The 23,697-nt window shown below is 72.6% G+C and carries 19 protein-coding genes; 11 read left to right on the top strand and 8 right to left on the bottom strand.

The features are described from left to right. Positions 1-947: 947 nt before the first annotated feature. The 3 genes from ACO0E0_RS02290 to ACO0E0_RS02280 all read left to right on the top strand — a co-directional run bounded on the left by ACO0E0_RS02290 (position 948) and on the right by ACO0E0_RS02280 (position 3,674). Positions 948-1,871, top strand: a complete 924-nt coding sequence (locus ACO0E0_RS02290) for a MetQ/NlpA family ABC transporter substrate-binding protein (RefSeq protein WP_422869779.1) — start codon at positions 948-950, stop codon at positions 1,869-1,871. 97 nt (positions 1,872-1,968) lie between these two features. After that, positions 1,969-3,006 carry a methionine ABC transporter ATP-binding protein gene (locus ACO0E0_RS02285; protein WP_422869778.1) on the top strand — a complete coding sequence of 346 codons (1,038 nt, stop codon included), beginning with the start codon at positions 1,969-1,971 and terminating at the stop codon, positions 3,004-3,006. Beyond that, positions 3,003-3,674 (top strand): methionine ABC transporter permease, encoded by a 672-nt coding sequence (locus tag ACO0E0_RS02280; RefSeq protein WP_422869777.1) that lies wholly within the window; start codon positions 3,003-3,005, stop codon positions 3,672-3,674. Before ACO0E0_RS02285 ends, ACO0E0_RS02280 begins: the two co-directional genes overlap by 4 nt. 1,029 nt (positions 3,675-4,703) lie before the next feature. Here the strand turns inward: ACO0E0_RS02280 and ACO0E0_RS02275 are convergent. Then, positions 4,704-5,414 (bottom strand): endonuclease/exonuclease/phosphatase family protein, encoded by a 711-nt coding sequence (locus ACO0E0_RS02275; protein WP_422869938.1) that lies wholly within the window; start codon positions 5,412-5,414, stop codon positions 4,704-4,706. 360 nt (positions 5,415-5,774) lie between these two features. On the opposite strand from ACO0E0_RS02275, the gene ACO0E0_RS02270 reads away from it, so the two are divergent. Continuing rightward, positions 5,775-5,951 (top strand): hypothetical protein, encoded by a 177-nt coding sequence (locus ACO0E0_RS02270; protein ID WP_422869776.1) that lies wholly within the window; start codon positions 5,775-5,777, stop codon positions 5,949-5,951. Positions 5,952-6,182: 231 nt separating this feature from the next. Here the strand turns inward: ACO0E0_RS02270 and ACO0E0_RS02265 are convergent, their stop codons facing one another. Further along, on the bottom strand, positions 6,183-7,649 hold the full coding sequence (locus ACO0E0_RS02265; protein WP_422869775.1) for an MFS transporter: 1,467 nt from the start codon (positions 7,647-7,649) through the stop codon (positions 6,183-6,185). Between the two features lie 402 nt (positions 7,650-8,051). On the opposite strand from ACO0E0_RS02265, the gene ACO0E0_RS02260 reads away from it, so the two are divergent. From ACO0E0_RS02260 to ACO0E0_RS02235, 6 genes are all read left to right on the top strand, one after another. After that, positions 8,052-9,287 (top strand): MFS transporter, encoded by a 1,236-nt coding sequence (locus ACO0E0_RS02260; RefSeq protein ID WP_422869774.1) that lies wholly within the window; start codon positions 8,052-8,054, stop codon positions 9,285-9,287. Positions 9,288-9,598: 311 nt separating this feature from the next. Then, complete coding sequence (locus ACO0E0_RS02255) at positions 9,599-10,930, top strand: alanine racemase (protein ID WP_422869773.1); 1,332 nt, start codon at positions 9,599-9,601, stop codon at positions 10,928-10,930. A 14-nt stretch (positions 10,931-10,944) separates the two neighbouring features. Continuing rightward, complete coding sequence (locus ACO0E0_RS02250) at positions 10,945-11,799, top strand: IclR family transcriptional regulator (protein ID WP_422869772.1); 855 nt, start codon at positions 10,945-10,947, stop codon at positions 11,797-11,799. Beyond that, positions 11,796-12,902, top strand: a complete 1,107-nt coding sequence (locus tag ACO0E0_RS02245) for a sugar kinase (RefSeq protein WP_422869771.1) — start codon at positions 11,796-11,798, stop codon at positions 12,900-12,902. The genes ACO0E0_RS02250 and ACO0E0_RS02245 overlap by 4 nt, the downstream gene beginning before the upstream one ends. 25 nt (positions 12,903-12,927) lie before the next feature. Further along, positions 12,928-13,605 carry a bifunctional 4-hydroxy-2-oxoglutarate aldolase/2-dehydro-3-deoxy-phosphogluconate aldolase gene (locus ACO0E0_RS02240; RefSeq protein WP_422869770.1) on the top strand — a complete coding sequence of 226 codons (678 nt, stop codon included), beginning with the start codon at positions 12,928-12,930 and terminating at the stop codon, positions 13,603-13,605. Continuing rightward, positions 13,602-15,185, top strand: coding sequence for an N-acyl-D-amino-acid deacylase family protein (locus ACO0E0_RS02235; protein ID WP_422869769.1), 1,584 nt, complete (start codon positions 13,602-13,604; stop codon positions 15,183-15,185). Before ACO0E0_RS02240 ends, ACO0E0_RS02235 begins: the two co-directional genes overlap by 4 nt. Before the next feature lie 133 nt (positions 15,186-15,318). On the opposite strand, the gene ACO0E0_RS02230 is transcribed toward ACO0E0_RS02235, so the two are convergent. Next, entirely contained in the window at positions 15,319-15,705 is a 387-nt protein-coding gene (locus tag ACO0E0_RS02230) for a RidA family protein (protein WP_422869768.1), read from the bottom strand. 194 nt (positions 15,706-15,899) lie between these two features. Between ACO0E0_RS02230 and ACO0E0_RS02225 the strand changes: the two genes are divergently transcribed. After that, on the top strand, positions 15,900-17,336 hold the full coding sequence (locus ACO0E0_RS02225) for a glycosyltransferase family protein (RefSeq protein ID WP_422869767.1): 1,437 nt from the start codon (positions 15,900-15,902) through the stop codon (positions 17,334-17,336). Positions 17,337-17,597: 261 nt separating this feature from the next. Here ACO0E0_RS02225 and ACO0E0_RS02220 read toward each other — a convergent pair whose 3' ends face one another. From ACO0E0_RS02220 to ACO0E0_RS02200, 5 genes are all read right to left on the bottom strand, one after another. After that, the gene (locus ACO0E0_RS02220; protein ID WP_422869766.1) at positions 17,598-18,086 is read right to left on the bottom strand and encodes a pyridoxamine 5'-phosphate oxidase family protein; all 489 of its coding nucleotides are present in this window, start codon (positions 18,084-18,086) and stop codon (positions 17,598-17,600) included. Between the two features lie 809 nt (positions 18,087-18,895). Then, a complete protein-coding gene (locus tag ACO0E0_RS02215; protein ID WP_422869765.1) occupies positions 18,896-19,387 on the bottom strand; it encodes a hypothetical protein in 492 nt (163 codons plus the stop codon). Positions 19,388-20,242: 855 nt separating this feature from the next. Then, positions 20,243-21,394: an LLM class flavin-dependent oxidoreductase gene (locus ACO0E0_RS02210; RefSeq protein ID WP_422869764.1), complete on the bottom strand. Its 1,152-nt coding sequence runs from the start codon at positions 21,392-21,394 to the stop codon at positions 20,243-20,245. Positions 21,395-22,061: 667 nt separating this feature from the next. Next, positions 22,062-22,856: a hypothetical protein gene (locus ACO0E0_RS02205; RefSeq protein ID WP_422869763.1), complete on the bottom strand. Its 795-nt coding sequence runs from the start codon at positions 22,854-22,856 to the stop codon at positions 22,062-22,064. Between the two features lie 3 nt (positions 22,857-22,859). After that, the gene (locus ACO0E0_RS02200) at positions 22,860-23,687 is read right to left on the bottom strand and encodes an NRDE family protein (RefSeq protein WP_422869762.1); all 828 of its coding nucleotides are present in this window, start codon (positions 23,685-23,687) and stop codon (positions 22,860-22,862) included. Between the last annotated feature and the right edge of the window lie 10 nt (positions 23,688-23,697).

Below are 23,697 nucleotides of genomic sequence, written 5' to 3'. Positions count from 1 at the left end.
GGAGGGCTCCGCGTGACACTCGTTCGAGGGACACACTTGTGTCACTCATTCGAGGCACATTCGGGATCGGATTGGTCGTGGTCAGCCGGGTGAGGGACAGCCGCGATCGTCCGGAATGGTTGTACCAGGAACATACGCGCACCCCCGGACAGGGGACAAGTGCGGCTCACGGAAACGGCGGTGTTCCGCACTTCCGGGAATCGAACGGACGGACTCGCGATTCGCACGCCCCGAGCGGTCGCCCGTCCGGACCCATGATGACAGGTCGCCGTGGCCCCGATCGACCACGCTCGAGCATCGTCCCGATCTGTCCCCCGACCAGGGCACGTGCTCGTCCCCCGCCGCCTGCCGGTCCTCCCGTAGGATCGGGAGCGGCGCGCATGGAGCCCGCCGTGGTGCACCGACCGGGTCGGCGCCGCGTCCTCACCCCGGGAGCCCGATGGCACGCCGTACCCCCGATCCCCGCGAGCGGTGCGAGTGCGGGCACGTCTGGGCGGCGCACGAGCACTACCGCCGCGGGACCGACTGCGCGATCTGTCCGACCGGCGTCTGCGACCGGTTCCGGCCGACCGGCATCCTGGAGCCGCCGAGCACCTGACGCCCTCCGGCCGGATGTACCCCGCTCGGGGTGGATCGCTCCATCGCCGCGATCGTGTCCCATCACCGAGGTCGGCGTGTCGCACGGCGTGCCCGCACCGCACGCGATGCGCCGCGACCGACGACGTGTCGCGTCCCGGCAGCTGGCAGGGTGCTCAGGTGTCCGTTCTGCGACCACCCGGCGTGGCGCGGCGGTCAGCCCATGACGGGACGTGGATCGCCGTCCGCCCGGCGTGCGCGGTGGTCGTAACACGACGGAACGCGAATCGCCGTCCGCTCGGAGCGTCGGCACACTCGGTGCACGGCGCGTCCTCCCGGCACGCGCACCACCGAGTCCCCCAGGAGTCCCGATGCCCGCCTCACCGCCGCTCTCCCCCGCCGTCGCACGTCGCCCGCTCGGCTGGGTCGTCGCCGCCCTCGTCCTCGTCGTCGCGCTGACGATCGCCGTCGGCGCCCTCGGTGCGCGCCCCGCCGTCGCCGCGACCAAGGAGGTCTCCATCGGGGTCGCCGACAAGTCGCTCCCGTACTGGAAGACCTACGTCGCACTCGCGAAGTCGAAGCTCGGCGTCACGGTGCGGCTCGTGAACTTCTCGGACTACTCCCTCCCCAACCCCGCACTCGAGCAGGGGCAGGTCGACATCAACCAGTTCCAGCACATCCAGTACCTCGCGAACTACAACGTCACCGCCGGCGACGACCTCCAGCCGATCGGGGCGACGGCGATCTACCCGCTGCCCCTCTACTCGACGTCCGTCACGAAGGTCTCCAAGCTGCGGCGCGGGGACGAGGTCGCGATCCCGAACGACGCGATCAACGAGGCCCGGGCACTCCTCGTGCTCCAGTCCGCCAAGCTCCTGAAGCTCAAGGGCGGCGGCAACGCGTTCTCGACGACGAGCGACATCACCTCGCACAAGGTCGACGTGCGCCCCGTCGACGCCTCGCAGACGGCGAACGCCCTGCAGCAGGGATCGGTGCGGGCCGCGATCGTGAACGTCAACTACGCCACGAGCGCCGGACTCGCCAAGAAGGACGCGATCTTCCAGGACGACCCGTCGTCGAAGTCGGCCGCACCGTACGTGAACATCTTCGCGACGACGGCCGCGCAGAAGAAGAACGCGACCTATCTCAAGCTCGCGAAGCTGTTCCAGGACAAGGCCGTGCAGAAGGTCTTCGCGCGGGACTACCCGGACGCGGTCAGCAAGAAGACCAGCGCCGCCACGCTGCAGAAGGAGCTCGCCGCCGTCGAGAAGGACGCCGAGAACGCAGCCAGGTGACGAACGGGAGGCGCGGTGCCGGCCCGCACCGCGCCTCCCGTCCGTCATCGGGCGCGTGCGCCCCGCTCCCGCCCCGTCCGCCCGTGGAAGGTCACCCATGCCAGCACTCGTCCGGCTCGAACACGTCGCGAAACACTACGTCCGCGCCGACACCGCGGAGCCCGTCGTCGCCGTCGACGACGTGTCGCTCGAGGTCCAGGAGGGCGAGGTCCTCGGCGTCATCGGGTACTCCGGCGCCGGCAAGTCCACACTCGTGCGACTCGTCAACGCGCTCGAGCTGCCGACGTCCGGCACGATCACGGTGGCCGGTCAGGAGCTCACCGCGCTGCCGGAACGGGACCGCCGGGCGGCACGACGTCGGATCGGGATGATCTTCCAGCAGTTCAACCTGTTCCGGTCGCGGACCGTCGCCGGGAACGTCGCGTACCCGCTGCGGATCGCGGGGGTGCCGAAGCCCGAGCGGGACCGTCGCGTCGCCGAACTCCTCGCGTTCGTCGGCCTGAGCGACCGCGCCCGCGCGTTCCCGGAACAGCTCTCCGGCGGCCAGAAGCAGCGCGTCGGGATCGCCCGCGCGCTCGCCACCAACCCGCCGCTGCTCCTGGCGGACGAGGCGACCAGCGCCCTCGACCCGGAGACGACGACCGAGGTGCTGTCGCTCCTCCGACGGGTGAACCAGGAGCTCGGGGTGACCATCGTCGTGATCACGCACGAGATGGACGCCGTCCGGCAGATCGCCGACCGTGTCGCCGTGATGGAGCAGGGTCGCGTCGTCGAGGTCGGCGACGTGTACGACGTGTTCGCCGCGCCGCAGACCGACGCCGCCCAGCGCTTCGTCCGCACGGCGCTCCACGACCGACCCTCGCCAGCGACGATCGCCCGGCTGCGGGAGCGCCACCCCGGCCGGCTCGTCACCGTCCAGATCACCGACGAGCACGGGCTCCAGGCGCGCATCGACCGGGCGTTCCGGGACGCCGGGGTCAGCGCCGAGCTCGTCCTCGGTGGTGTCGGCGAGATCCGGGAGCGTCGGATCGGGTCCCTGACCTACGAGCTCGGCGGGTCGCCGGACTCCGTGGAACGGGCCGTCGGGGCGCTCCGTGCGGACGGGATCACGACGGTGGAGGAGGTCGCGGCATGAACAACGGCATCCAGGGGTTCCTGTCCACGACGGACGTCTTCGTCCAGTCGATCATCGACACGCTCGTCATGTCGCTCGTCTCGCTGGTCGTCGCCGGCGTGCTCGGGCTCGCGCTCGGCCTGGCGCTCTACGCGTTCCGCCCGGGCAACCTGCTCGGCAACCGCACAGCGTTCACCGTGCTCAACCTCGTCGTGAACATCGTGCGACCGATCCCGTTCGTGATCTTCCTCGCCGCGGTCGCGCCCCTGTCCCGCGTCGTCGTGCAGACCACCATCGGTGTCCCGGCCGTGACGTTCGCGATCTCCATCGCGGCGGCGTTCGCGGTCGCCCGGATCGTCGAACAGAGCCTGGTGGGCCTCGACCCCGGGATCGTGGAGGCAGCTCGGGCGGCCGGAGCGCACCCGCTGTCGATCATCGTGACGGTGCTCATCCCCGAGGGACTCGGCCCGCTCGTCCTCGGCTACACGTTCATCTTCGTCGGCATCGTCGACATGACCGCGCAGGGGGCGCTCATCGGCGGCGGAGGTCTCGGCGAGTACGCGATCACCTACGGGTCGCAGCGGTACAACTGGTGGATCGTGTACATCTCGGTGGCCGCGATCGTGGTCATCGTGCAGCTGGGGCAGCTCCTCGGGAACCGGTTGGCGCGGGCGACGCTCCGGCGCTGAACCGTTCCGCCGGGAATCGCGGGCGGGGCGGGCGCGGGTAGGGCGCCGGCGCATGCGCGGGCGGGGCGGGGTGGGGCGCCGCTGGGAACTCAGGAACGCGAACAGCCGGGCCCCAACCCGACACCGGGATGGCGCAGCCATCCTGCGTTGCCGTCGCCACGGCGCTGGCTCCGGACCCGGCCCATGGCCCGCCGGACGGGAGGCCCGGGGCGGACAGGAGCCGCGCCTCCCGTCCGGCACGTGTCCGGCAACGCTGGAGGACGACCAGCGGGCGGGGCTCCGTGCCCGCGGACAGCACGCGCGTCCTGCGTTGTCGACCTGCCCTGGCTCGCTCGCTGACGAAGGAGCTCCGCCCTGCCAACTCAGCAACGTGACGGGCTGGGCAGTGCGTTCCCCCGCGGACAGCGCGTGCTTCCTGCGTTGTCGACCTGGCCGCCTGTGATCGAGCCGGCCCAGGCGAGCGGCTTCCACGCAGTCCGTCCTCACACGGTGGGCAGATCAGGATGACAAGAACGAGCCGTACGAGGTCCGTGACGAACCGGCGGAGCGTCCTGAGATGTCGCCGTCGGCCGATCGGTCCCCGACCCGGAGGGGCGAACCGACCCACGGGCGGGAACCGATTCGCGGACGGGGACGCAGGAACGCGACCAGCGGGGCAGCCTCGCAGCCCACGAACGGCGTCATCGTCCTGCGTTGCCGACGTCACCGCGCGGTCGCGCCGACGCCCCACCGCGCGGGAGGCGCGGGACGGCCGGGAACCGCGCCTCCCGTCCGCCGCGTGGCTGGGAACGCAGGAACGTGACCAGCGGGGCAGCCTCCCCGCCCACGAACGGCGTCATCGTCCTGCGGTGCCGACGCGGGAGGGCGAGGACGACGTGGGGGCGAGGGCGATGCTCGACGGTACATCGTGCGACCGCTCAGGGAGCGTGCCGGCGCGGCATCGTGCTGGCACGGGAACGACGGAACCATCCTGCATTGCCGACGCTGCGGGCCCGAGGCCGACGCCGCAGGCCAGGAGCATCCGCGACGTCAGGCGGCGGGCTCGGCCTGCTCACCGGCGGACGACGCCGACGATCCGTAGTTCGCCGTGACGAGGATGGGGCGGTGGTCGGAGATGCCCGCGGGGAGTGTCTCCACACCCTGGATGTGCAGCCCGACGCTCGTCGCGAAGTCGAAGTGCCCGGTGAACCGGCGGTATCGGAGGTAGGTCGGCTGGTCGCTCAGCGAGAGCGCGAAGCCGTGCTCCTCGATCTTCTTCCGGAGGTTCGACTGGAACCACGGGTAGTTGAAGTCGCCGACCATGATCGCCGGGGCCTCACTCGAGAGGTCGCGGACGAACTGGTGCGCCGCCTCGATCTGCTTGCGACGGAGACTGTTCGTCGCCGTGAGCGGGGAGGCGTGGAACGAGGCGACGATGACTTCGGTTCCGTGCTCGAGGTCGTCGAGGTGCATGGCGATCAGCCGTTCGTGCGCTGGGGCGAGCACGCGGTCGTGCAACGACTTGCGAAGGGAGTGGATGGTGAAGTCACGGACCCGGAAGCGGTCGCTCCGCACGTAGATCGCGAGCCCCAGGCGGTTCGTCTTGGTCGAGGCGGCCAGGGTCAGTCCGCCGACGCTCTCCGCGAGGTCGTTGCTGTCGCACTCCTGCACGCAGAGCACATCCGCGCGACTGTCCTCGGCCAGGCCGGCCAGCTCGCTGTTCGCGGTGTGCTCCCGGAGGTTGTAGCTCACCACACGCAACCCCGGATCAACGCCGTCCCGCATGTCGCCTCGCTCCTGCTGTTCTGGGCCGTCCGGCCCGGGCTGGGTCACCGTCCGGCTGCACGGACGGGCACGCATCGTGCGCACGGCCCCGATGCCGCTCGACACGGTACCCCCGGCGCACAAGCGGACCCTGAGACTGTATCGGGTGGTCCGGACACCGCGGTGTGCCGTCCGGGGAACGACGGAGCACGTCGAGCCGGTGACCCGTCGCCGTGGGTGGGACATCGCGTCCGTGTGGGACACGGGAGGCCGCGGCTGGCCGCCAGCGGGAGGTCGCGGCTGGACCGCCACCGTGAATCGGGGCGCGCTGGGTGAGTGACGGCTAGCGTTCGGGGCATGAGCTACAGCCAGCCGGATCCGGCAGAAGAGACCACGCAGTCCGAAGCGCCCGAACAGCCCGACACCGAGCGGCCTGACGCCGACGTCGTCCACGAGCAAGAGGGTGACGCGCGAACGACGAGTGCCGACGACGACCTCCCGCAGAGCGTCCAGGGCGACACCGACGCCAAGTAGCGTCCGGCGTCCCGCCCTCGGTGACGGTCAGGACGACGGTGACGGCTGGGACGACGGTGACGGCATGGGCGATGGCGAGCAGCGTCGTGCGCGACGCTGTCGTTCACACCGTGCGGCGTGACCACGACCTCTCGCGCTGCTGCGGTCCAAGTCGTCCGAACGCGGCAACGTCGTGTCGTGACGTCGCTGCCTGACGACGCCCGGCGCCGTCGCGGCTGAGCACTCGTCCGCTCACCCCGCCTCGGTGCCTGCATCCGCCACGGCAGCGTCCCGCACCCGCCTCCGCACCGGACGGACGCCGTCCCCTGCTGACGGGCTGAGCAGGAACCCCTCCACGCAGGCCACGACGAGCAGCAGCGCGACGACCACGAAGGTCACCGCGTACGGCGCCGAGTTCGTCCCCCCGTCGTCGCCCCCGCCCAACGGTGCCGCCGCCCGCAGCACGACCGCCGCGACCGCCACCCCGAACCCCGCGGCGGTCTGCTGCAACGTCGACGACAGTGTGTTCGCCGGCGTCATGTCGGTCTGCTCGACGTCGGCGAACGCGATCGTGTTGTAGGCGGTGAAGCCGACCGACCGTGCCGCACCCGACACGACGAGCAGCACTGCGATGAGCCAGAACGGCGTCGCCGGGGTGAGCAGGGCCATGAGCGCGACCGAGATCGCCGCGACACCGCTCGAGACGATGATCACCGACCGGTAGCCGAACATCCGGAGGAACGGCGTCGTCGCGGGCTTGATGCCGAGGTTCCCGACGAACACGAACAGCACGGCCGATCCTGCCTGCACAGCCGACCACCCCCACGCGTCCTGGAACAACAGGGGCAGCACGAACGGCACGCCGTTCACCGCGAGCCGGAAGAGCGACCCACCGGCGTGGGACACCCGGAAGGTCTCGAGCCGGAACGACGACAACCCGAGGATCGGGTGTTCGGCGCGACGGAAGTGCCGGACCGCGAGCCAGCAACAGACCGCGCCGACGACGCCAGCGACGATCGCCGGCAGGACCGGGACGCGGTCGAGGGAGAGCAACGAGGCCGTCACCACGAGCGCGCCGAGACCGACGCACGCGAGCAGCGACCCGAACCAGTCGAACGGGATCCGCTCCGGCGATCGTTCCTGCGGCACCAGGAGCCACGCCGCGACGACGGCGACGACCCCGAGCGGGATGTTGATCAGGAAGATCCAGTGCCAGGACAGGGTGTCGACGAGGACGCCGCCGACGAACGGCGCCACGATGGGTGCGGCGAGTGCCGGCCAGGTGAGGATCGCGATCGCCGTCACGAGGTTCGCCCGCCCGGCGCTCCGGAGCACGACGAGCCGCCCGACCGGCACCATGAGCGCTCCGCCGACACCCTGCAGGATCCGCCAACCCGTCAGCTCGACGAGCGATCCCGAGGCGGCGCAGAGCCCGGACGCGACCGTGAACACGACGATCGCGGCGACGAACACGGTCCGTGAACCGATCCTGTCGGTGAGCCACCCGCTCACCGGGATGAGGACGGCGAGCGTGACGAGGTAGGCGGTGATTGCGACACCGATCGCTGCCGAGTCGACGCCGAGGTCACGGCCCATCGCCGGTGCCGCCGTCGCCACGATGGTGCCGTCGAGCAGCTCCATGAAGTAGGTGCCTGCGACGAGGACGGCCACGGCCGTCCCCCGTCCGATCCGTCGTCGCTGCTCCGTGAGGCTGCTCATGTCACGACGAACGCTAGTCCAGTCCGGACGGGAGGCACGGCTCGCGTCGGTCCCGCTGGCCCAGCCCGCCGTCGGTGCAGGACCCGACCTCGCGTGCGGGACACCCGCGGCCACCTCCCGCCCCCGCTTCCTGATCCGCCGCGCGCCCGCACCGGTCGGCAACTCAGGACGGCGCCTCCCCCGGGTGCCCGTCGTGCCGCGCACCGTGCCCGGTTCCTGATCCGCCGCGCGCCGGGGACCGTGCCCGAACACCTCCCGCCGCGGTGCCGGTCGCAACGCAGGACGGCGCCTCGCCCGGGGACCGGTCCCTGCCCGGACGGACGCCCCCTCCTGCGGGACCGAACGGGTACCGTGGCGGAGGTGAGTGCGCGCCGGACGGAGGACGACGGATCCGGGCGGGCCGTGCCTCCCGACCGTCCGGATCGCGCGTCCTGGGAACGCAACGCTGCACGCGACTGGGACGGCCACGACCGCGGGAGCCGGGAGTACCGGCGGATCCTCGTGGCACTCCTCGGCGCGGGCATCGCGACGTTCGCGCAGTTGTACGCGCCACAGGGCATCCTGCCGACGCTCGCCCGGGACCTGCGGGTCGACCCGTCGCGGTCGGGCCTCCTGATCTCGGCGGCGACGATCGGTCTCGCGCTCGCCGTCCTGCCCTGGTCGCTCGTCGCCGACCGGATCGGACGGGTCCGCGCGATGCGCATCGCGCTGATCGCCGCGACCGTGTTCGGACTCGTCATGCCGTGGAGTCCGACGTTCCCCGTGCTCATCGCCGTCCGGGTGCTCGAAGGGGTCGCGCTCGGCGGCATCCCTGCGATCGCCGTGACGTACCTCGGCGAGGAGATCCGTCCGCGGCACGCAGCGCTCGCCGCGGGGACCTACGTGTCCGGGACGACGATCGGCGGGCTGCTCGGCCGACTCGTCGCGGGGCCGGTGGCCGACGTCGCCGGGTGGCGGGTCGGCACGTTCTCGGTCGCGGTCCTGGCCGGGGTCGCCGCCGTCGTCTTCTTCGTCGCCACGCCGGTGCCGCGGGGGTTCCGCCGCCGATCGGTGTCGGTGCGGTCCGTGGCCGCTGCCATGGGTCGGCACCTCAGGAACGCGCGGCTCCTCGTCCTCTACGGACAGGGGTTCCTGCTGATGGGCGGGTTCGTCGCGATGTACAACTACCTGACGTTCCGACTCGAGGCCCCACCGTTCGCGCTGCCGACCGCACTCGCGAGCCTGCTGTTCCTGGCGTACCTCGCGGGGACGGTGTCCTCGCGGACGGCGGGCGGGCTCGCCGACCGGCTCGGGCGGAGACGCATCATGCTGGCGTCGACCGCGGTGATGATGGTGGGGGCGGTCGTGACGCTCTCCGGATCGCTCGTCTTCGTCGTGGTCGGCCTCGTCGTCATGACGGCGGGGTTCTTCGGTGCGCACTCGATCGCATCGGGATGGGCAGGGGCTCGGGCGACGGCCGACCGTGCGCAGTCCACGTCGCTCTACAACTTCTGGTACTACGCCGGGTCGAGCCTCTTCGGGTTCCTCGGCGGTGTCGCGTTCGTCGGGCTCGGGTGGGGTGGGGTGGTGGCGATGGTCGTCGTGCTCTGCGTGGTGGCCGGGGTGTGGGCGTCGGTCGCGGGCCGGGACGGTCGCTGAGGGGGCCCTCCGGTCCGGGGCCTGCCCGACTGTTCCGGTCTTGCCGCGTCGCCGTCTGCTCGTTCCGACTCCGCGCCGTCCGTTCCTCGTCCCGTCCCCGGCCGAGTGCCCCGTCCCGCCCTGCCCCGTCGGGAACGCAGGAACCCGGTGCACGCCGGCGGCCCGGCCCGGCCGCGCGGGACCGGTTTCCTGAACCGCCGACATCAGCCCCGCACACCGTTCTGCGTTGCAGAATGGCGGGGGCGGAGTCGTTGTGCGATGACCGGACGGTCGGCAACGGTGGACGACACCGGCCAGGACGAGGAGGCCCCATGCCCGACGACCGCGCCACCGCGACCGAAACCGCGACCGGGCACGCGACCGCGACCGCGACGAGCCCAGCACCCGGCCCCGCGACCGTCGCAGCGAAGGGCGCCTGGTCGCCGGTCGAAGCCGGTCCGCACCATGTCCTCGGTCCCGGCGCACACCTGCCCGTGATGACCCTCCGGGAGTCCGCCCTCGCATCGAACATCGCGGTGATGCAGGCGTTCGTCGACCGGCACGGCCTCGTGTTCGCCCCGCACATGAAGACGCACATGGCACCCGCGCTCGCTGCCCGTCAGATCGATGCCGGCGCATGGGGCGTCACGGTCGCGTCGGTGCAGCAGGCCATGGTCGCGGCCGAGCACGGGATCCGGCACGTCCTCGTCGCGAACGAGGTGCTCGACCCCGCCGGCCTCGCGTGGCTGGGGTCGCGGCCGGACGGGGACTTCCTGAGCTACGTCGACTCGGTCGCCGGGGTCGCCGCCGCGTCCGCCGCCGCGACCGCCGTGGCCGGGTCCGTGCACGTGCTCGTGGAGATCGGGTTCTCCGGCGGCCGGACCGGGGTGCGGTCCGCCGATGCCGCCCTCGACGTCGCCCGAGCCGCGGCCGCCGCTCCTGGAGTGGTCCTCCGCGGCGTCTCCGGGTACGAGGGAGGACTCCCCACGGTCGAGGCGGCCCACGCCTACGTCGCCGGGGTGCTCGGGGTGGCACGGGTGATCCGGGGCGCCGGCCTCGTCAGGCCCGGCGAGCCCGACAACGCGCACGAGCCCGGCGAGTCCGACGACGCGCACGAGCCCGGCGAGCCCGGTCGCATGATCCTCAGCATGGGCGGCAGCGCGTACTTCGACGCCGTCGTCGACGCGCTCGCAGACCGGCCGACCGACCTTGACGTCGTCCTGCGCTCCGGCGCGTACCTCACGCACGACGACGGAGCCTACGAGCACAAGACCCCGTTCCACCGCATCCCCGAGCAGGGGTCGCTGCGAGCCGCGATCGAGATCTGGGGCCGTGTCACGTCGGTGCCGGAACCCGGCCTCGCCCTCGTCGCGGTCGGCAAGCGGGACGCCCCGTTCGACGAGGGACTCCCGGTCGTCCGTCGGCTCCTCCCCCGCGGGACGCCCTCGTCCGTGCCGGCCGACCTGCCGCCCGGTGCGCTGACCGTCACGCGGATGGACGACCAGCACGCGTACCTGGCCGTCTCGGACGGGACCGAGGTCGTCCCGGGAGACGTCGTCGTCCTCGGCGTCTCGCACCCGTGCACCGCGTTCGACAAGTGGCGGTCGATCCACCTCGTCGACGATGCCGACGTCGTCGTCGAGACGATCGGCACGTGGTTCTGATGGTCACGCCGCAGATGACCCCAGCCGACGGGCCGACCGGAGCCGACGGCCTGGAGGAACGGCGCGGCTCCCCGAGGAACGCCGCGCTGTCACTGCGGCGCGGGTTGCGGATCCTCGACCTGATCGCCGACGCGACGCGGAACGGGGCCCCGGCCACGAGCCTCACCACGATCGCGGCGACGCTCGGCACGAGCAAGTCGACGGTGCTGCGGCTGACCGCCCCGATGCTCGAGAACGACCTGCTCCGCCGGAGTGTCGAGGGCGGGTTCACCCTCGGACTCGGATCGCTGCTGCTCGGGCAGTCGTACCTCGAGGGCATCGACCTCCGCTCGGTGGCGGCACCGTTCCTCCGCCGCGCGGCCGAGGACACCGGCCTCACCTGTCACCTCGTGGTCCCGGACGGCACGGACATCGTCTACGTCGACAAGGTGGAGACGCGGGGCACGGTGCGGATGGCCTCCCGGGTCGGGAACCGTCTGCCGATGCGGAACACCGCGAGCGGCAAGGCCATCGTCGCGTTCGGCGACCCGGAGCTGCTCGGCCGGGTCCTCGCGGCACCCACGCCCGCACCCGCGATCGGCACGATCACCGACGACGAGCGCTGGCGGCGCGAGATCGAGCGGACCGCGGAGCGCGGGTACGGCATCGACGACCGCGAGAACGAACCGGACATCCGGTGCGTCGGCGCGGCGATCACGGGGCACGCGAACCAGGTGGTCGGGGCGATGAGCATCTCGGGCCTCGCGTCGCGGCTGCCAGCGGGTGCGGTCCGGGTGCTCGGCGACGACGTCGTCCGGATGGCGCTCGAGATCTCGGTCGCGCTCGGGTCGGACGCGGCGCGGCTGCTCCTCGCGCGGAACGCCCGATGATCGGGGAGGCCTCCGGTCGGGCCGCGCGTGCCGGCGGCATCACCGACGGCGGTGTCGTGACGTTCGGCGAGACGATGCTCCTGCTCGTCGGACGCGGCACGGGGACCGTCGCCGACCTCGGCGCGATGCGGGTCGACACGGGCGGGGCCGAGAGCAACACCGCGATCGGTCTGGCACGCCTGCACGTCCCCGTGACGTGGGTCGGCCGGGTCGGCGCCGATCCCGCCGGCGACCGGGTGCTGCGCGACGTCCGGAGGGCCGGGGTCACCACGGTGGCCATCACAGACACGGACCGATCGACCGGGCTCATGATGAAGGAACGGCTGCCGGACGGCCGGACCCGCGTCACGTACCACCGACGCGGCAGCGCGGGTTCGGCCCTCGAGCCGGCCGACCTGCCCGACGGACTCGTCGAACGCGCCGCGCTGCTGCACCTCACCGGCATCACGCTCGCACTGTCGGACACCGCGCGGGACACCGTGCACGCAGCACTCGACCGCGCCGAAGGGTCCGGCGTCCCGGTCTCCTTCGACGTCAACCACCGCCCGAAGCTCATCGCGGACGCGGCCGGTCGTGAGCGGTACCGGACCGTCGCCCGCCGCTCGTCGATCGTGTTCGCCGGCGACGACGAGGCGCGGCTCGTGCTCGACCTGCCGCACCGCGACGACGACGAGCCCGATCTCGCGCTCCGCCTCGCGGATCTCGCGTCGGGCCACGCCGTCGTCAAGATGGGGTCCCGCGGCGCCGTCGTGGCGGTCGACGGCGAGGTCCTGCACCGTGCCGCGACTCCGGTGCACGTCGTGGACCCGGTCGGCGCGGGCGACGCGTTCGTCGCCGCGTACCTCGCTGCCCGGCTGCGAGCGGACCCTCCTGCGCGCGCCCTGGACCTCGCCGCCGAGGCCGGAGCGCTGGCCTGCACCGTCGACGGGGACTGGCACTCGCTGCCGGACGCCGACGAGATCGCCGCCGAGCCTGCGGAGCCTCGCCGCGTGCCCAGCACGGCCGACCGCACCGATGCCCAGCCGGGCCCGGCCGACCTCCCCGGTGGACGACCGATCGAGCGGGGACCCGGCTCGGTCGTCCACGACCGGGTCGACCGGTGACCGAACTCGTCGAAGGGACAGCACCATGACCAGCTCCAGCCCCGATGCCGCGAGAGACCGTTCCCGGACCGGAGCGCCCCGGCTGCCGCACACCGGCGGACGGACCATCGCGATCCTCCGTGGCGGCACCGGCGACCACGTCGTCGCCGCGACCCGGACGCTGGTGACGGCGGGCGTCCTCGGCATCGAGATCACGACGAACACCCCGGGGTGGCAGGACGGCATCCTTTGGGCCGCCTCCGAGTACGGTCGCGCAGGCTCCCCGACGGCGTCCGTCGGGGTCGGCACAGTGCTCGACGTCGCGCAGCTCGAGGAGGCCGCCGCTGCGGGCGCGACCTTCGCGGTCAGCCCGCATCTCGACCCCGTGATCGGTGTGCGCGCCGCCGAGCTCGGCATGGCCTGGTACCCGGGTGCCGCGACCCCGACCGAGATCCTGACCGCCTGGCGACTCGGTGCGACGGCGGTCAAGGTGTTCCCGATCGGCCCGCTCGGCGGTCCCGCGTACCTCCGGCAGGTGCTCGCCCCGCTCGACTTCGTCCAGGTGATCCCGACCGGCGGCATCGGCGTCGACAGCGCGGCGGACTACCTGGCAGCCGGTGCGGTCGCGGTCGGCCTCGGATCGCCGCTCGTCGGGGACGCGCTGACGAGCGGCGACATGGCGGCCCTGGCGCACCGGGCGCGACGACTGGTGGCCGGGCTGTGAGGCCCGCCGCCCCGCCCGGCATCCTGCTGCGCGGCGGCTCGGTGATCGGTGCGGACGGCGACCCGGTCCGGACCGACGTCGTCGTCGACGGCGGACGTATCGCGGCGGTCGCTCCGCCCGGGACCGTGGACGCGCCGACGTCCGCGCAGGTCGTCGACTGCGCAGGACGTCTGCTCATGCCCGGCTTCGTCGACGCGCACTCGCACGCCGGATCCCTGGTGTTCGAGGCGGACGTCCAGCTCGCGCTCCTCCGCCAGGGCGTCACGACGATCGTCACCGGGCAGGACGGCGTCTCCCCCGCACCGGGTGACGGCGGCTACGCGGCCGAGTACTTCGCCGCGATCGACGGACCCCACCCGTCGTACCGGGGCGACGGCATCGCCGGACTCCTCGCGACGTACGACGGCACCGTCCCGGTCAACGTCGCGACCCTCGTCCCCGCCGGCACGGTCCGTCAGCTCGTCTGCGGCGACGCCCCCGGCCCGGCGAGCGGAGTGCAGCGGGGCGCCATGCGCGCGCTCGTGCGGCAGGGTCTCGTGGACGGCGCGGTCGGACTCGCCACCGGGCTCGACTACGTCCCCGGCCTCCACGCCGACACGGACGAGCTCGTCGACCTCTGCCACGAGGTCGCCGCGGTCGACGCGCTCTACGTCTCCCACATGCGCGGCGGCTACGAGTCGAACGTGCGCGCCGGTCTCGACGAGATGGCGTCGATCGTGCGCGGTTCCGGCGTCCGCGCGCACGTGTCGCACCTCCACGCCCCGGTCGACCTCGCCCGGAGGACCCTCGCGGACCTCGCGGCGACGGGGACGCCGCTGACGTTCGACGCGTACCCGTACTCACGCGGCTGCACGATCCTGTCGATGCTCGTCCTGCCGCCGGAGCTCGCGGCCCCGGGGACCGACGGGCTCGCCCGGGCGGTGCGCTCCGCGGAGGGCTGCTCGACCGTCCAGGAGGCGATCCTCGAACGGGTCCTCGGTCGGGCCGACCTCGGCACAGACTGGTCCGACGCGATGACGCTCTCGCACGTGCCGACGGACCGCTACCGGCAGCACCAGGGCAGCACCGTGACCGACGCCGCGACCGCCGAGGGCACCGACCCCGTGTCGTTCGTCATCGACCTGCTCATCGCGGCGCGGCTCCAGGTCACGGCGATCATGCGGGTCCCGCACCCGAGGTCGGCCACGGAGCTCGCACCGCTGTACCGCATGCCCGGACACATGGCCGGGTCGGACGGCATCTTCGTCGGGTCGCACCCGCATCCGCGGGCGTACGGGACGTTCGCGACCTACCTCGCCGACCACGTCCGGCCGGGCCTGCTGTCCTGGTCGGAGGCGGTGGAGCACCTGTCGACGACGGCCGTCCGACACTTCCGGCTCGGCGAGCGCGGCGTGCTCCGCCCGGGCGCGGTCGCGGACATCGTCGTCGTCGACCAGGACCGCGTCGCCGCGGCCTCGACGTACGAGGCGCCGATGCGGCCGGCCGTCGGGATCGACGACGTGCTCGTCGCGGGCCGCGTGGTGCTCCGCGACGGATCACTGACCGGTGCGACCCCCGGGACCGGTCTCCGGCGCGTGTGACGATCCCGGGCGCATCTGACGATCCCGGGCACATGTGCTCCCGGGCACATGTGACGATCCCGGGCGCATGTGCTCCTGGGCACGACCCCCGACGAGCGGGCGGCAGGTCGCCCACGGACCACCGCGGCCGGACTCAGTCGGTCGTCGGCAGGACCGCGACCACGTCGATCTCGACGAGGATGCCCGCGAGGTGCGACTGCACCGTCGTCCGGACCGGGTACGGCGCGGTGAAGTGCTTGGCGTACTCCTCGTTGAACGCGGGGAAGTCGCGATCGGAGTGCTCGAGGTGGACCGTCGACTTCACGACGTCGTCGAGGGTGGCGCCGTGCTCCGCGAGGACAGCGGCGATGTTCGCGAGCACCTGCGCGGTCTGGCCGGCGACGTCGTCCGCGACGGCACCCGTGACCGGGTCCTGCGGGCCGAAGCCGGCCGTGTACACGAACCCGGCCACGACGATGCCCTGGCTGTACGGGCCCGCGGGCTTCGGTGCGTTCTCGGTGACGATGGCGGTCTTCGGCACGGTGGTCCTCCTGGTCGGTGTGTCTCCAGGCTAGGGCGCTGCCCGTCGACGGTCCCGGCCACGGGCCGGCCGGTTCCGGTCTGCAGAACGCAGGTCGGGCCTCCCGTCCGTCGGTCGCTGCCGCAGGATCCCAGGAACCGCGTCTACTGTTGTCGCGTGACGTGTGCCCGATCCGACGCCGACCCGGACGCCCGGTGAGCCGCTCGGACCAGTCGCGGCGCGACGTCGCGGCTCGTCGGGGTGCCGACGCCGCGGCTGCCGCGGTCGCCCGTCCCGGGCTCCGGATCGTCGACGCGCTCGTCGCGTTGCCGGCGTGGGCATCGGTCCTCACGATCTTCGTGTCCGGACGCCTGTTGTCGCTGTTCTGGCTCGCTGCGGCGTTCCCACTGGTCGGACGCTCGCAGCCCGCGAACGCCATCCGTGGGAACGACCACGGGTTCCTCGCGTTCCTGACGAGCTGGGACGGCCAGTACTACGAGGACATCTCGATCCACGGGTACCCCTCTGCGCTCCCGGTCGACTCCGCAGGACACGTGCTCCAGAACGCATGGGCGTTCCTGCCGGCGTTCCCGTTCACCATCCGGGCACTCACCGCGTCCACCGGCATCCCGTTCACCGTCGGTGCGCCGCTCGTCGCGACGCTGGCGGGGTTCGTCGCAGCCTTCCTGATGTACCTGCTCGTCGAGGAGCGTGCCGGCCGGACGGCGGCACTCTGGGGCGTGTTCTTCTTCTGCGTCGGACCGCTCTCGTTCCTGCTGCAGGTCGGGTACGCCGAGAGCATGTTCCTGGCGCTCGTGTTCGGGGCGCTCGTCGCGATGCAACGGCGACGGTACGGGGTGATGACCGCGCTCGGGGTCGTCGCCGCATTCACCCGCCCCGGAGCCCTGGCGATCCCGCTCACGCTCGCGGTCATCGCGGTGGTGCGGCTCGTCCTCGCGCGTCGCGACGCTCGAGCTGCGGCCGCCCCGGCCGTCGCAGCCGTCCCGGACGACCGCCCCGTCGTCGTGGGCGCTGCCCCGGACCACTCCGCGGTCGCCGGGTCCGGCAGTGCGGCCCACCGGCTCCTCGGGGCCTCCGGGCGAGCCCTCCCGGAGGCGCATCGCCTGCTCGGCACACTGCCGCGGACGTTCCCGGTCCGCGAGCGGGTCCTCGTCGTGCTGTCCGGGGTCGTCATGACGTTGGCCGGGATCGCGTGGCCGTTGATCGCTTCGCACGCGACGGGACGCTCGGACGCCTACCTCGCGACGGAGATGTCGTGGTGGGTGGCGTTCATCGGCCGCGTCCACTTCGTCCCGATGACGCCGTGGTTCCTGAACGCCGGACGCTGGTTGGGCGTCGGCGGCATCGTGCTCGTGATCGCGATGGTGATCGGGTACGTGGTGTGGCTGCGCCGCCCGTCGACGAGGAAGCTCGGACTCGTCCCCCTCGTGTTCTCGGCCGCGTACGCGCTGTACGTCTTCGCGGTGTCGATCCCGATGGCGTCGACGCCGCGGCTGGTGATGCCGCTGGCTCCGCTGATGGCGAGCCCGGAACTCGTCGGCAGGCCCTGGGCGCGGTGGATCATGGTCTCCGGGGCGCTCGTCGGGCAGCCGGTGTGCATCGCGGTGCTCTGGCTGCTGGGGCCGCCGTAGGCCGGAGGCCTTCCGGTGCCGCCGGGGCGCGGAGGCGTGCGGGTGCCGCCGGGTGAGCCGGAGGCGTGCGGGTGCCGCCGGGCGGGCGCGGAGGCGTTCCGGGGCCGCCGGGTGGGCGCGGAGGCGTTCCGGGGCCGCCGGGTTGAGGCCTCGCGGGGTCGCCTCGGCCGGGGGCCTCCCGGGGACCTCCCGGAGGCCTCTCGGGGCCGTCCGGCTCCGCGGGGACGTCGGCCGCGGAGGGCGACGTCCCCGCAACGCACCTCAGAGCTCGACGGTGCCGTGACTCCCGACGTCCGGCGTCGAGTGCGTGAGCGCCGCCTTCACCGTCTGCACCAGGCTGCCCACCGGGCCGGAGTCCTGCGTCCAGTACTCGACCGAGGCGCCCGTCACCGTGAGGAGCCGGATCGAAGGGTCCTGCCGCCCGTCCGGGAACCAGGCCTCGGCGAAGGGCGACCACAGCTCGTCGATTACGGACTCGTCCTGCGTGACCGCGGCAGTCCCGGCGATGGACAGGTACCCGCCCTGCGACTCGATCGCCACGTTGACGTTCGGGTTGCGCGCGATGTCGGAGACCTTCTCGCTGTCGGCCTGGACGAGGAACCGCAGCGTGCCCTGGAACGTCTTGTCCTGGACCGCGAGGGGGCGGGCGTGCAGCTCGCCGTTCTCGCTCACGGTCGTCAGCAGTGCGGTGTGGGCACCGTGCACGATGTCCGAGATCGCGGCCCGTTCGTCGACGTGTGTGTCGGTCATGATGCTTCCTTCCTCGAGCCCCGTCGTCGTCGCCGGACCTGCTGCCGGGAGGACCCGGGGCCGTGTCTGACACCAGATCCTGCCCCGCGCCACGGTCCTTCGCGCGCGTTCTCCGGGAACTCCCGGCGATCGATGACGTTCCCGCGAGGCGCCCGGAGTCGCCAGTCCGGGGCATCTCGGGGTGCCGGGGGCGTGTTCCGGGGGGCGCCCCGGGTGTCCTGGGTGCGCCTGGTCGCGCCCTGGGTGCCCGCGCCCGGCCGGGAGGTGCCCTCCGGCGGTTCAGGAAACCCCAGCCACAGAGTCCCCCACCACGCACCCTCGCGCGTCCTCATCCTGAGCCGCCAACGGCCGCCACCCAACACCCGGCACTCTCCGCCCGGCAGCCGGCACCCGGCACCCACCGAGGAGGCCCACTCCGGCAGTTCAGGAACCCCCGGCGCTGACGGCCCTCACCACGCATCCCCGCGCACCCGGCACCCAGGAGGCCCACTCCGGCAACTCAGGACCCCCCCCGCCAAAGGTCCCCACCAGGCATCCCCGCGCACCCGGGTCCTGCGCCACCAACACCCATCCCCGCCCAGGAGGCCCACCCGGCGACTCAGGAACCCCGCCCGCCAAACGTCCCCACCACGCATCCCCCCGCACACGCACCCTGCGCCACCAACACCCGCCACCCACCCAGGAGGCCCACCCGACAACTCAGGAACCCCGCCCGCCAGAGGCCCCCGCGCATCCCCGCGTACCGAGATCTTGCGTCACATATGACCCGGGTCCGGGTCCGGGTCCGGGTCCGGGTCCGGGAGGAGACGTCAACTCAGGATGGTCGTCTGGACATCGACGATCTGCGGCCGCGCCGGCATCGAAGCGAACCCGAACTGCACCGGCGGATCGACCGCGCGCAGGTCACCGATGTCCTTCCCTTCCCAGGTGCCATGGATCCCCGTGACGGCGTGTGATCCGACCACGCCGTAGAACTCACGACGGCCTCCCCCCGCCGTGCCGGCCGTCCCAGCGCCCGGTACGAGCAGTCGAGCGATGGGGTTGATCATCCTGAGCCACGACGGGTGCACAGCCAGTCGATCCGGAACGATCCTGAGGAGACGACCGAGCAGCGTGATCGCCCCGATGCTCGCCTCGAGCTGGAGCGGCCCAGCGGCCAGCACCACACGGTCGCCGACCCGCCGCGCTTCCACCGGAACGACCTCCACCCGGTCGAACCGGTATGTGGATCCGACGTACTCGGCGACTCGCTCATCCGGCGCGAGGAGCAGGCTGGTCCCGTCGGGCAGTTCGAGGAACACGTCGGTGAACGCTCCCAGCGGAGAATGCCGCCACATGCCGACGACGGCGCGGAGTCCGCTCGATGAGCCGATGCCCATGATGTGTCCACGGAACCGCTCCTCGCGTCGAGGAGGCACCGTCCGCTTGAGGAGATCCACGACACCGACGGTACCCACGCCGACATGCCGGTGATTCAGGACATCGGCACGCGTGCAGCCGCACCAGCCACCACGACAGCGCTGGCGTCCTGAATTGCCGAGCCCGCGCCTCCCGACCGGACCGAGGCATTCGAGCGTCCGACCACCGCGACGCCGCAGACGCGACCACGCCCACAGGTCGGCCAGTCAGGACATCGGCACGTGCGCAGCCGCACCAGCCACCCCCACAGCGCTGGCGTCCTGAATTGCCGAGCCAGCGCCTCCGACCGGACCGTGGCACCGGGGCGTCCGACCACCGCGACGAGGCGGACGCGACCGCGCCGACAGGTCGGCCAGTCAGGGCATCGGCACGCGCGCAGCTGCGACGGTCACCCCCGCAGCGCTGGCTTCCTGAGTTGCCGAAGCCGCGCCTCCCGTCCGGACCGAGATTCCGCAGCGTCAGCACCACAGCGCCGGAACTGCAGAGAGCCGCAGCACCACAGCACCGCAGCACCACAGACACCCCCGACACAGCTCGGCGTCCCGCCCCAGCGCGACCCGCGCCCGGAGCCCCCGCCCGGATGGACGCGGGATCCGGATCGGGTACCGGATCCCGCGTCACAGCGGGCCAGGGCACCCGCGGGAGGGCTCAGCACGCCCTCGTGGTTCCTTCGCCGCCACCGGTCCAGAGGGCGGGTACGACCGTGTCCCCATTTCGGGACCCTGCCGTACCCCGCGTCAGACGGCTGGCACCGGAGCAGCGAGCATCTCCTCGACCAGGGGCTTGACGCGGGTCCCGAACAGCTCGATCGACCGCATCATGTGGTCGTGCGGAAGTCGGCCCGTGCTGTACCGCATGTCGAACCGTGAGACGCCGAGGATCCGCATGTTCCGGGCGATCTTCCGTGCGACGGTCTCCGGCGACCCGACGTACAGGGCCCCACCGGCGCTGAGGCCTGCCCGGTACTGCGACTCGTCGAACGGCGGCCATCCTCGCTCGCGGCCCAACCGGTCCGTGACGTCCTTGTGGTACGGGAAGTAGATCGCGGCGGCCTCCTCGTCCGTGTCCGCGACGAAGCCGGGCGAGTGCATCGCGATCGGCTGCTGCGGGAGCTCGAACTGGTCGAGCGCCTGACGGTACAGCCGGGAGAACGGTGCGAACTGCGCGGGCTGCCCGCCGATGATCGCCAGGAACAGCGGGAAGCCGTAGCTCGCCGCACGGATCACCGACTGCGGGGAACCGCCGACACCCACCCAGGTCCGGATCGCGCCGTCCTCGGTCTTCGGGAAGACGTCCTGATCCGTCAACGAGGCGCGCTTGGTCCCCGACCAGGTCACCGGCCCCTCCTTGAGGAGTTCTGCGAAGAGCTCGACCTTCTCCTCGAACAGGGCTTCGTAGTCGGCGAGGTCGTAGCCGAAGAGCGGGAACGACTCGGTGAACGACCCTCGGCCGAGCACGACCTCAGCACGTCCGTTCGAGAGCGCGTCGACGGTCGCGAACCGTTCGTACACCCGGACGGGGTCGTCGGAACTCAGGACGGTGACGGCGGAGCCGAGGTGGATCCGCTCGGTGCGGGCGGCGATGGCGGCGAGGACGACCTCGGGCGCACTGACTGCGAAGTCGGCTCGGTGGTGCTCGCCGACGCCGATGAAGTCGAGACCGACCTGATCTGCCAGCACGGCCTGGTCGACGATGTTCCTGATGCTCTGAGCCTGGCTGAGCCGCTCGCCGCCGAGGGTCTCGGTGACATCGCCGAACGTGTCGAGGCCGAGCTGCACGGCACCGACGCGGACCGGTGCGGGCGGCGGGGCGTCGGCCGGCCGGGACACGGGCCGAGCCGCTGGGTCTGCTGCGTCGTCGCCGCCGATGTTGCCGAATGCGCTGGACATGTGCCCTCCGAGATCGATGCGTTTGCATGATCATACAACGGATACGCGTCGGGTATTCCGGACAGCGCGGTTGCTGAGGCTGTTGCACCGGACGGGAGGCGCGGTGCCGGTCCGGCAGGAACCTGGCGCCCGGGGGTGGCGGGACCACCCCCGGGGCGGTGACTTCCTGCGATGCCGACGCGGTCATGCGCCGGAAGCTCGGCGCACAACGGGAGGCACGGGGGTCGGTCCGGCAGGAAGCTGGCGCCCCCGAGGTGGCTCGGACCGCCCCCGGGGCGGTGACTTCCTGCGATGCCGACGCGGTCATGCGCCGGAAGGGACGCACTGCGCCGGACGGGAGAGTCGGCGCGGAACGGGCGGCACCGCGTCGGACAGGAGGCACGGGGTCGGTCCCGCAGGAACCTGCCGCCCCGAGGTGGCTCGGACCACCCCCGGGGCGGTGACTTCCTGTATCGCCGACACGGTCATGCGCCGAACGGGAGGCACTGCGCCGGACGGGAGGCTCGGGGTCGGTCCGGCAGGAAGCTGGCGCCCCCGAGGTGGCTCGGACCACCCCCGGGGCGGTGACTTCCTGCACCGCCGACACCGTCCGGCGCCGGGGAGGCACGGCGTCGGGGAGGCACGGCATCGGCGCGGCAGGAACCTTGCCCCGCCCGACGCCGAGACCTCAGCGGAAGGAGAGGCCGAGCAGACGTCGGAGGATGACGAAGGCCCCGAACACGATCGACACGATCGCGAGGGCGAACGCCGCCGACAGCATCGTCGATCCCTTCGCGCCCTTCGGGATCACGCGCCGGAGGACCAGCACGTCCTGCAACGCCCAGATGCCCAGCCCGACGCCGAGTCCCCAGAACACCCACCCGACGGCGATGCCGATGATCGCGACGACGAACGGTCTCACTGGTGAGGCGACGACACGTCGCCCCTGGTACGGGCCTCCCGGCGCACCTCGGTAGAGGGCGTCGCCCGGACCGCCGCCGTAGGGCGCTCCCGACGGCGACGAGCGTCCCGACGGGCCGCACCCCGAGCCGGTCGGTGCACCGTACCCGGGGCCCGTCGGACCGTACCCGGGGCCGGTCGGGCCGTACCCGGGGTCGACGCGACCGTACGGGGGCCCGCCAGGAACCGTGCCTGACCCCGGTGCAACCTGTCCGTACGGCGGCTGGTCCTCGATCGACGCCCCGTACCCGCGGTCGCCGTCGGCATCACGCGACGGGCCGACCGGCGCCGACGCTCCCGGACCGGCAGGACCCGGATCCGCCCCGGCGTCCCGACCGGCCGGCCCACCCCGCGCCGCCTGGTCGGACTGCGCACGGAGCCACCCCTCGTAGGTGGCCTGCAGCATGACGTCGTCGTGGACCACCATCGCCGCCTGCTCCTCGCCGACGTGCGGGTACCCCAGCCCGAGGCGCCCTCCGGTGGAACGGAACTGCGCGCGGAACTCGTCCTTCGACATGGTCACGGGTCAAGCATGACCGACGCGCACCCCGCCGTCGATCGCGGCGGGCGCATCGAGCCGCGAATGCCGCAGGACGACACCCTCGGTCCCGATCGCCGCCGACACGACCGACAGGGTGGTGAAGCGTCCATCGGGTCCGGTGTGGTCGCGGACGATGGCCTCCGGGTCGGTCGGGTCGAGCCGTCGGCTGGCGTCGAGGACCTGGAACCACGGAGCCCAGGCACCGGCAGCGGCGCCGAGACCCGCGCCCGCGCCTCCCGCAGCAGCGGCGCCGAGACCCGCGCCGAACGCAGCACCAGCGAGCGCCTCCGCGGGGTCGACGGACGGCGGGACGGCGGGCGCACTGCCCTCCCGGAACGCGTCGAGCCATCGTCCGATCCGAGGCACCCGACGGTCGTCCGCAGCGGTCTCCGCGATCATGTGCACCCCGGCCGCGAGGGCGCTCGTCCGGACCTCGACCCCGTCCCACGACGTCACGCGGACCCCCTCCGCATCCGCGTGCACGAGGTTGAACGGTCGCGCGGTCGGTGTCCCGGCCGGCACACGGCCGTACACGACCGCGTCGAGCGGCAGCGTTCCGCGCGTCGTCGGCGTCGCCGGCACCGGCTCGTCCGGCGAACGGTTCAGGACGACTGCGAGTGACCGCGTCCGGTCCGACACGGCGAGCCATGCCCCGCCGGCTGACCGGTCGTGCACGCCGCGGACTTCCTGACCCATCGTCGGCCACCACGCGCCCGGCGGGTCCCAGGGCCGTTCCGGGGACTCGTCACGAAGCGCGAGGAGCGTCACCGGCCATGCTGTTCCCGGGGCGACGCGGACGATCACGGTGCACATGGGTCGATCC

It is taken from the genome of Curtobacterium phyllosphaerae, from assembly GCF_049341865.1.
In the GTDB taxonomy this organism is placed as follows: domain Bacteria; phylum Actinomycetota; class Actinomycetes; order Actinomycetales; family Microbacteriaceae; genus Curtobacterium; species Curtobacterium phyllosphaerae.
This window is presented reverse-complemented; position numbering and strand designations above follow the sequence as displayed.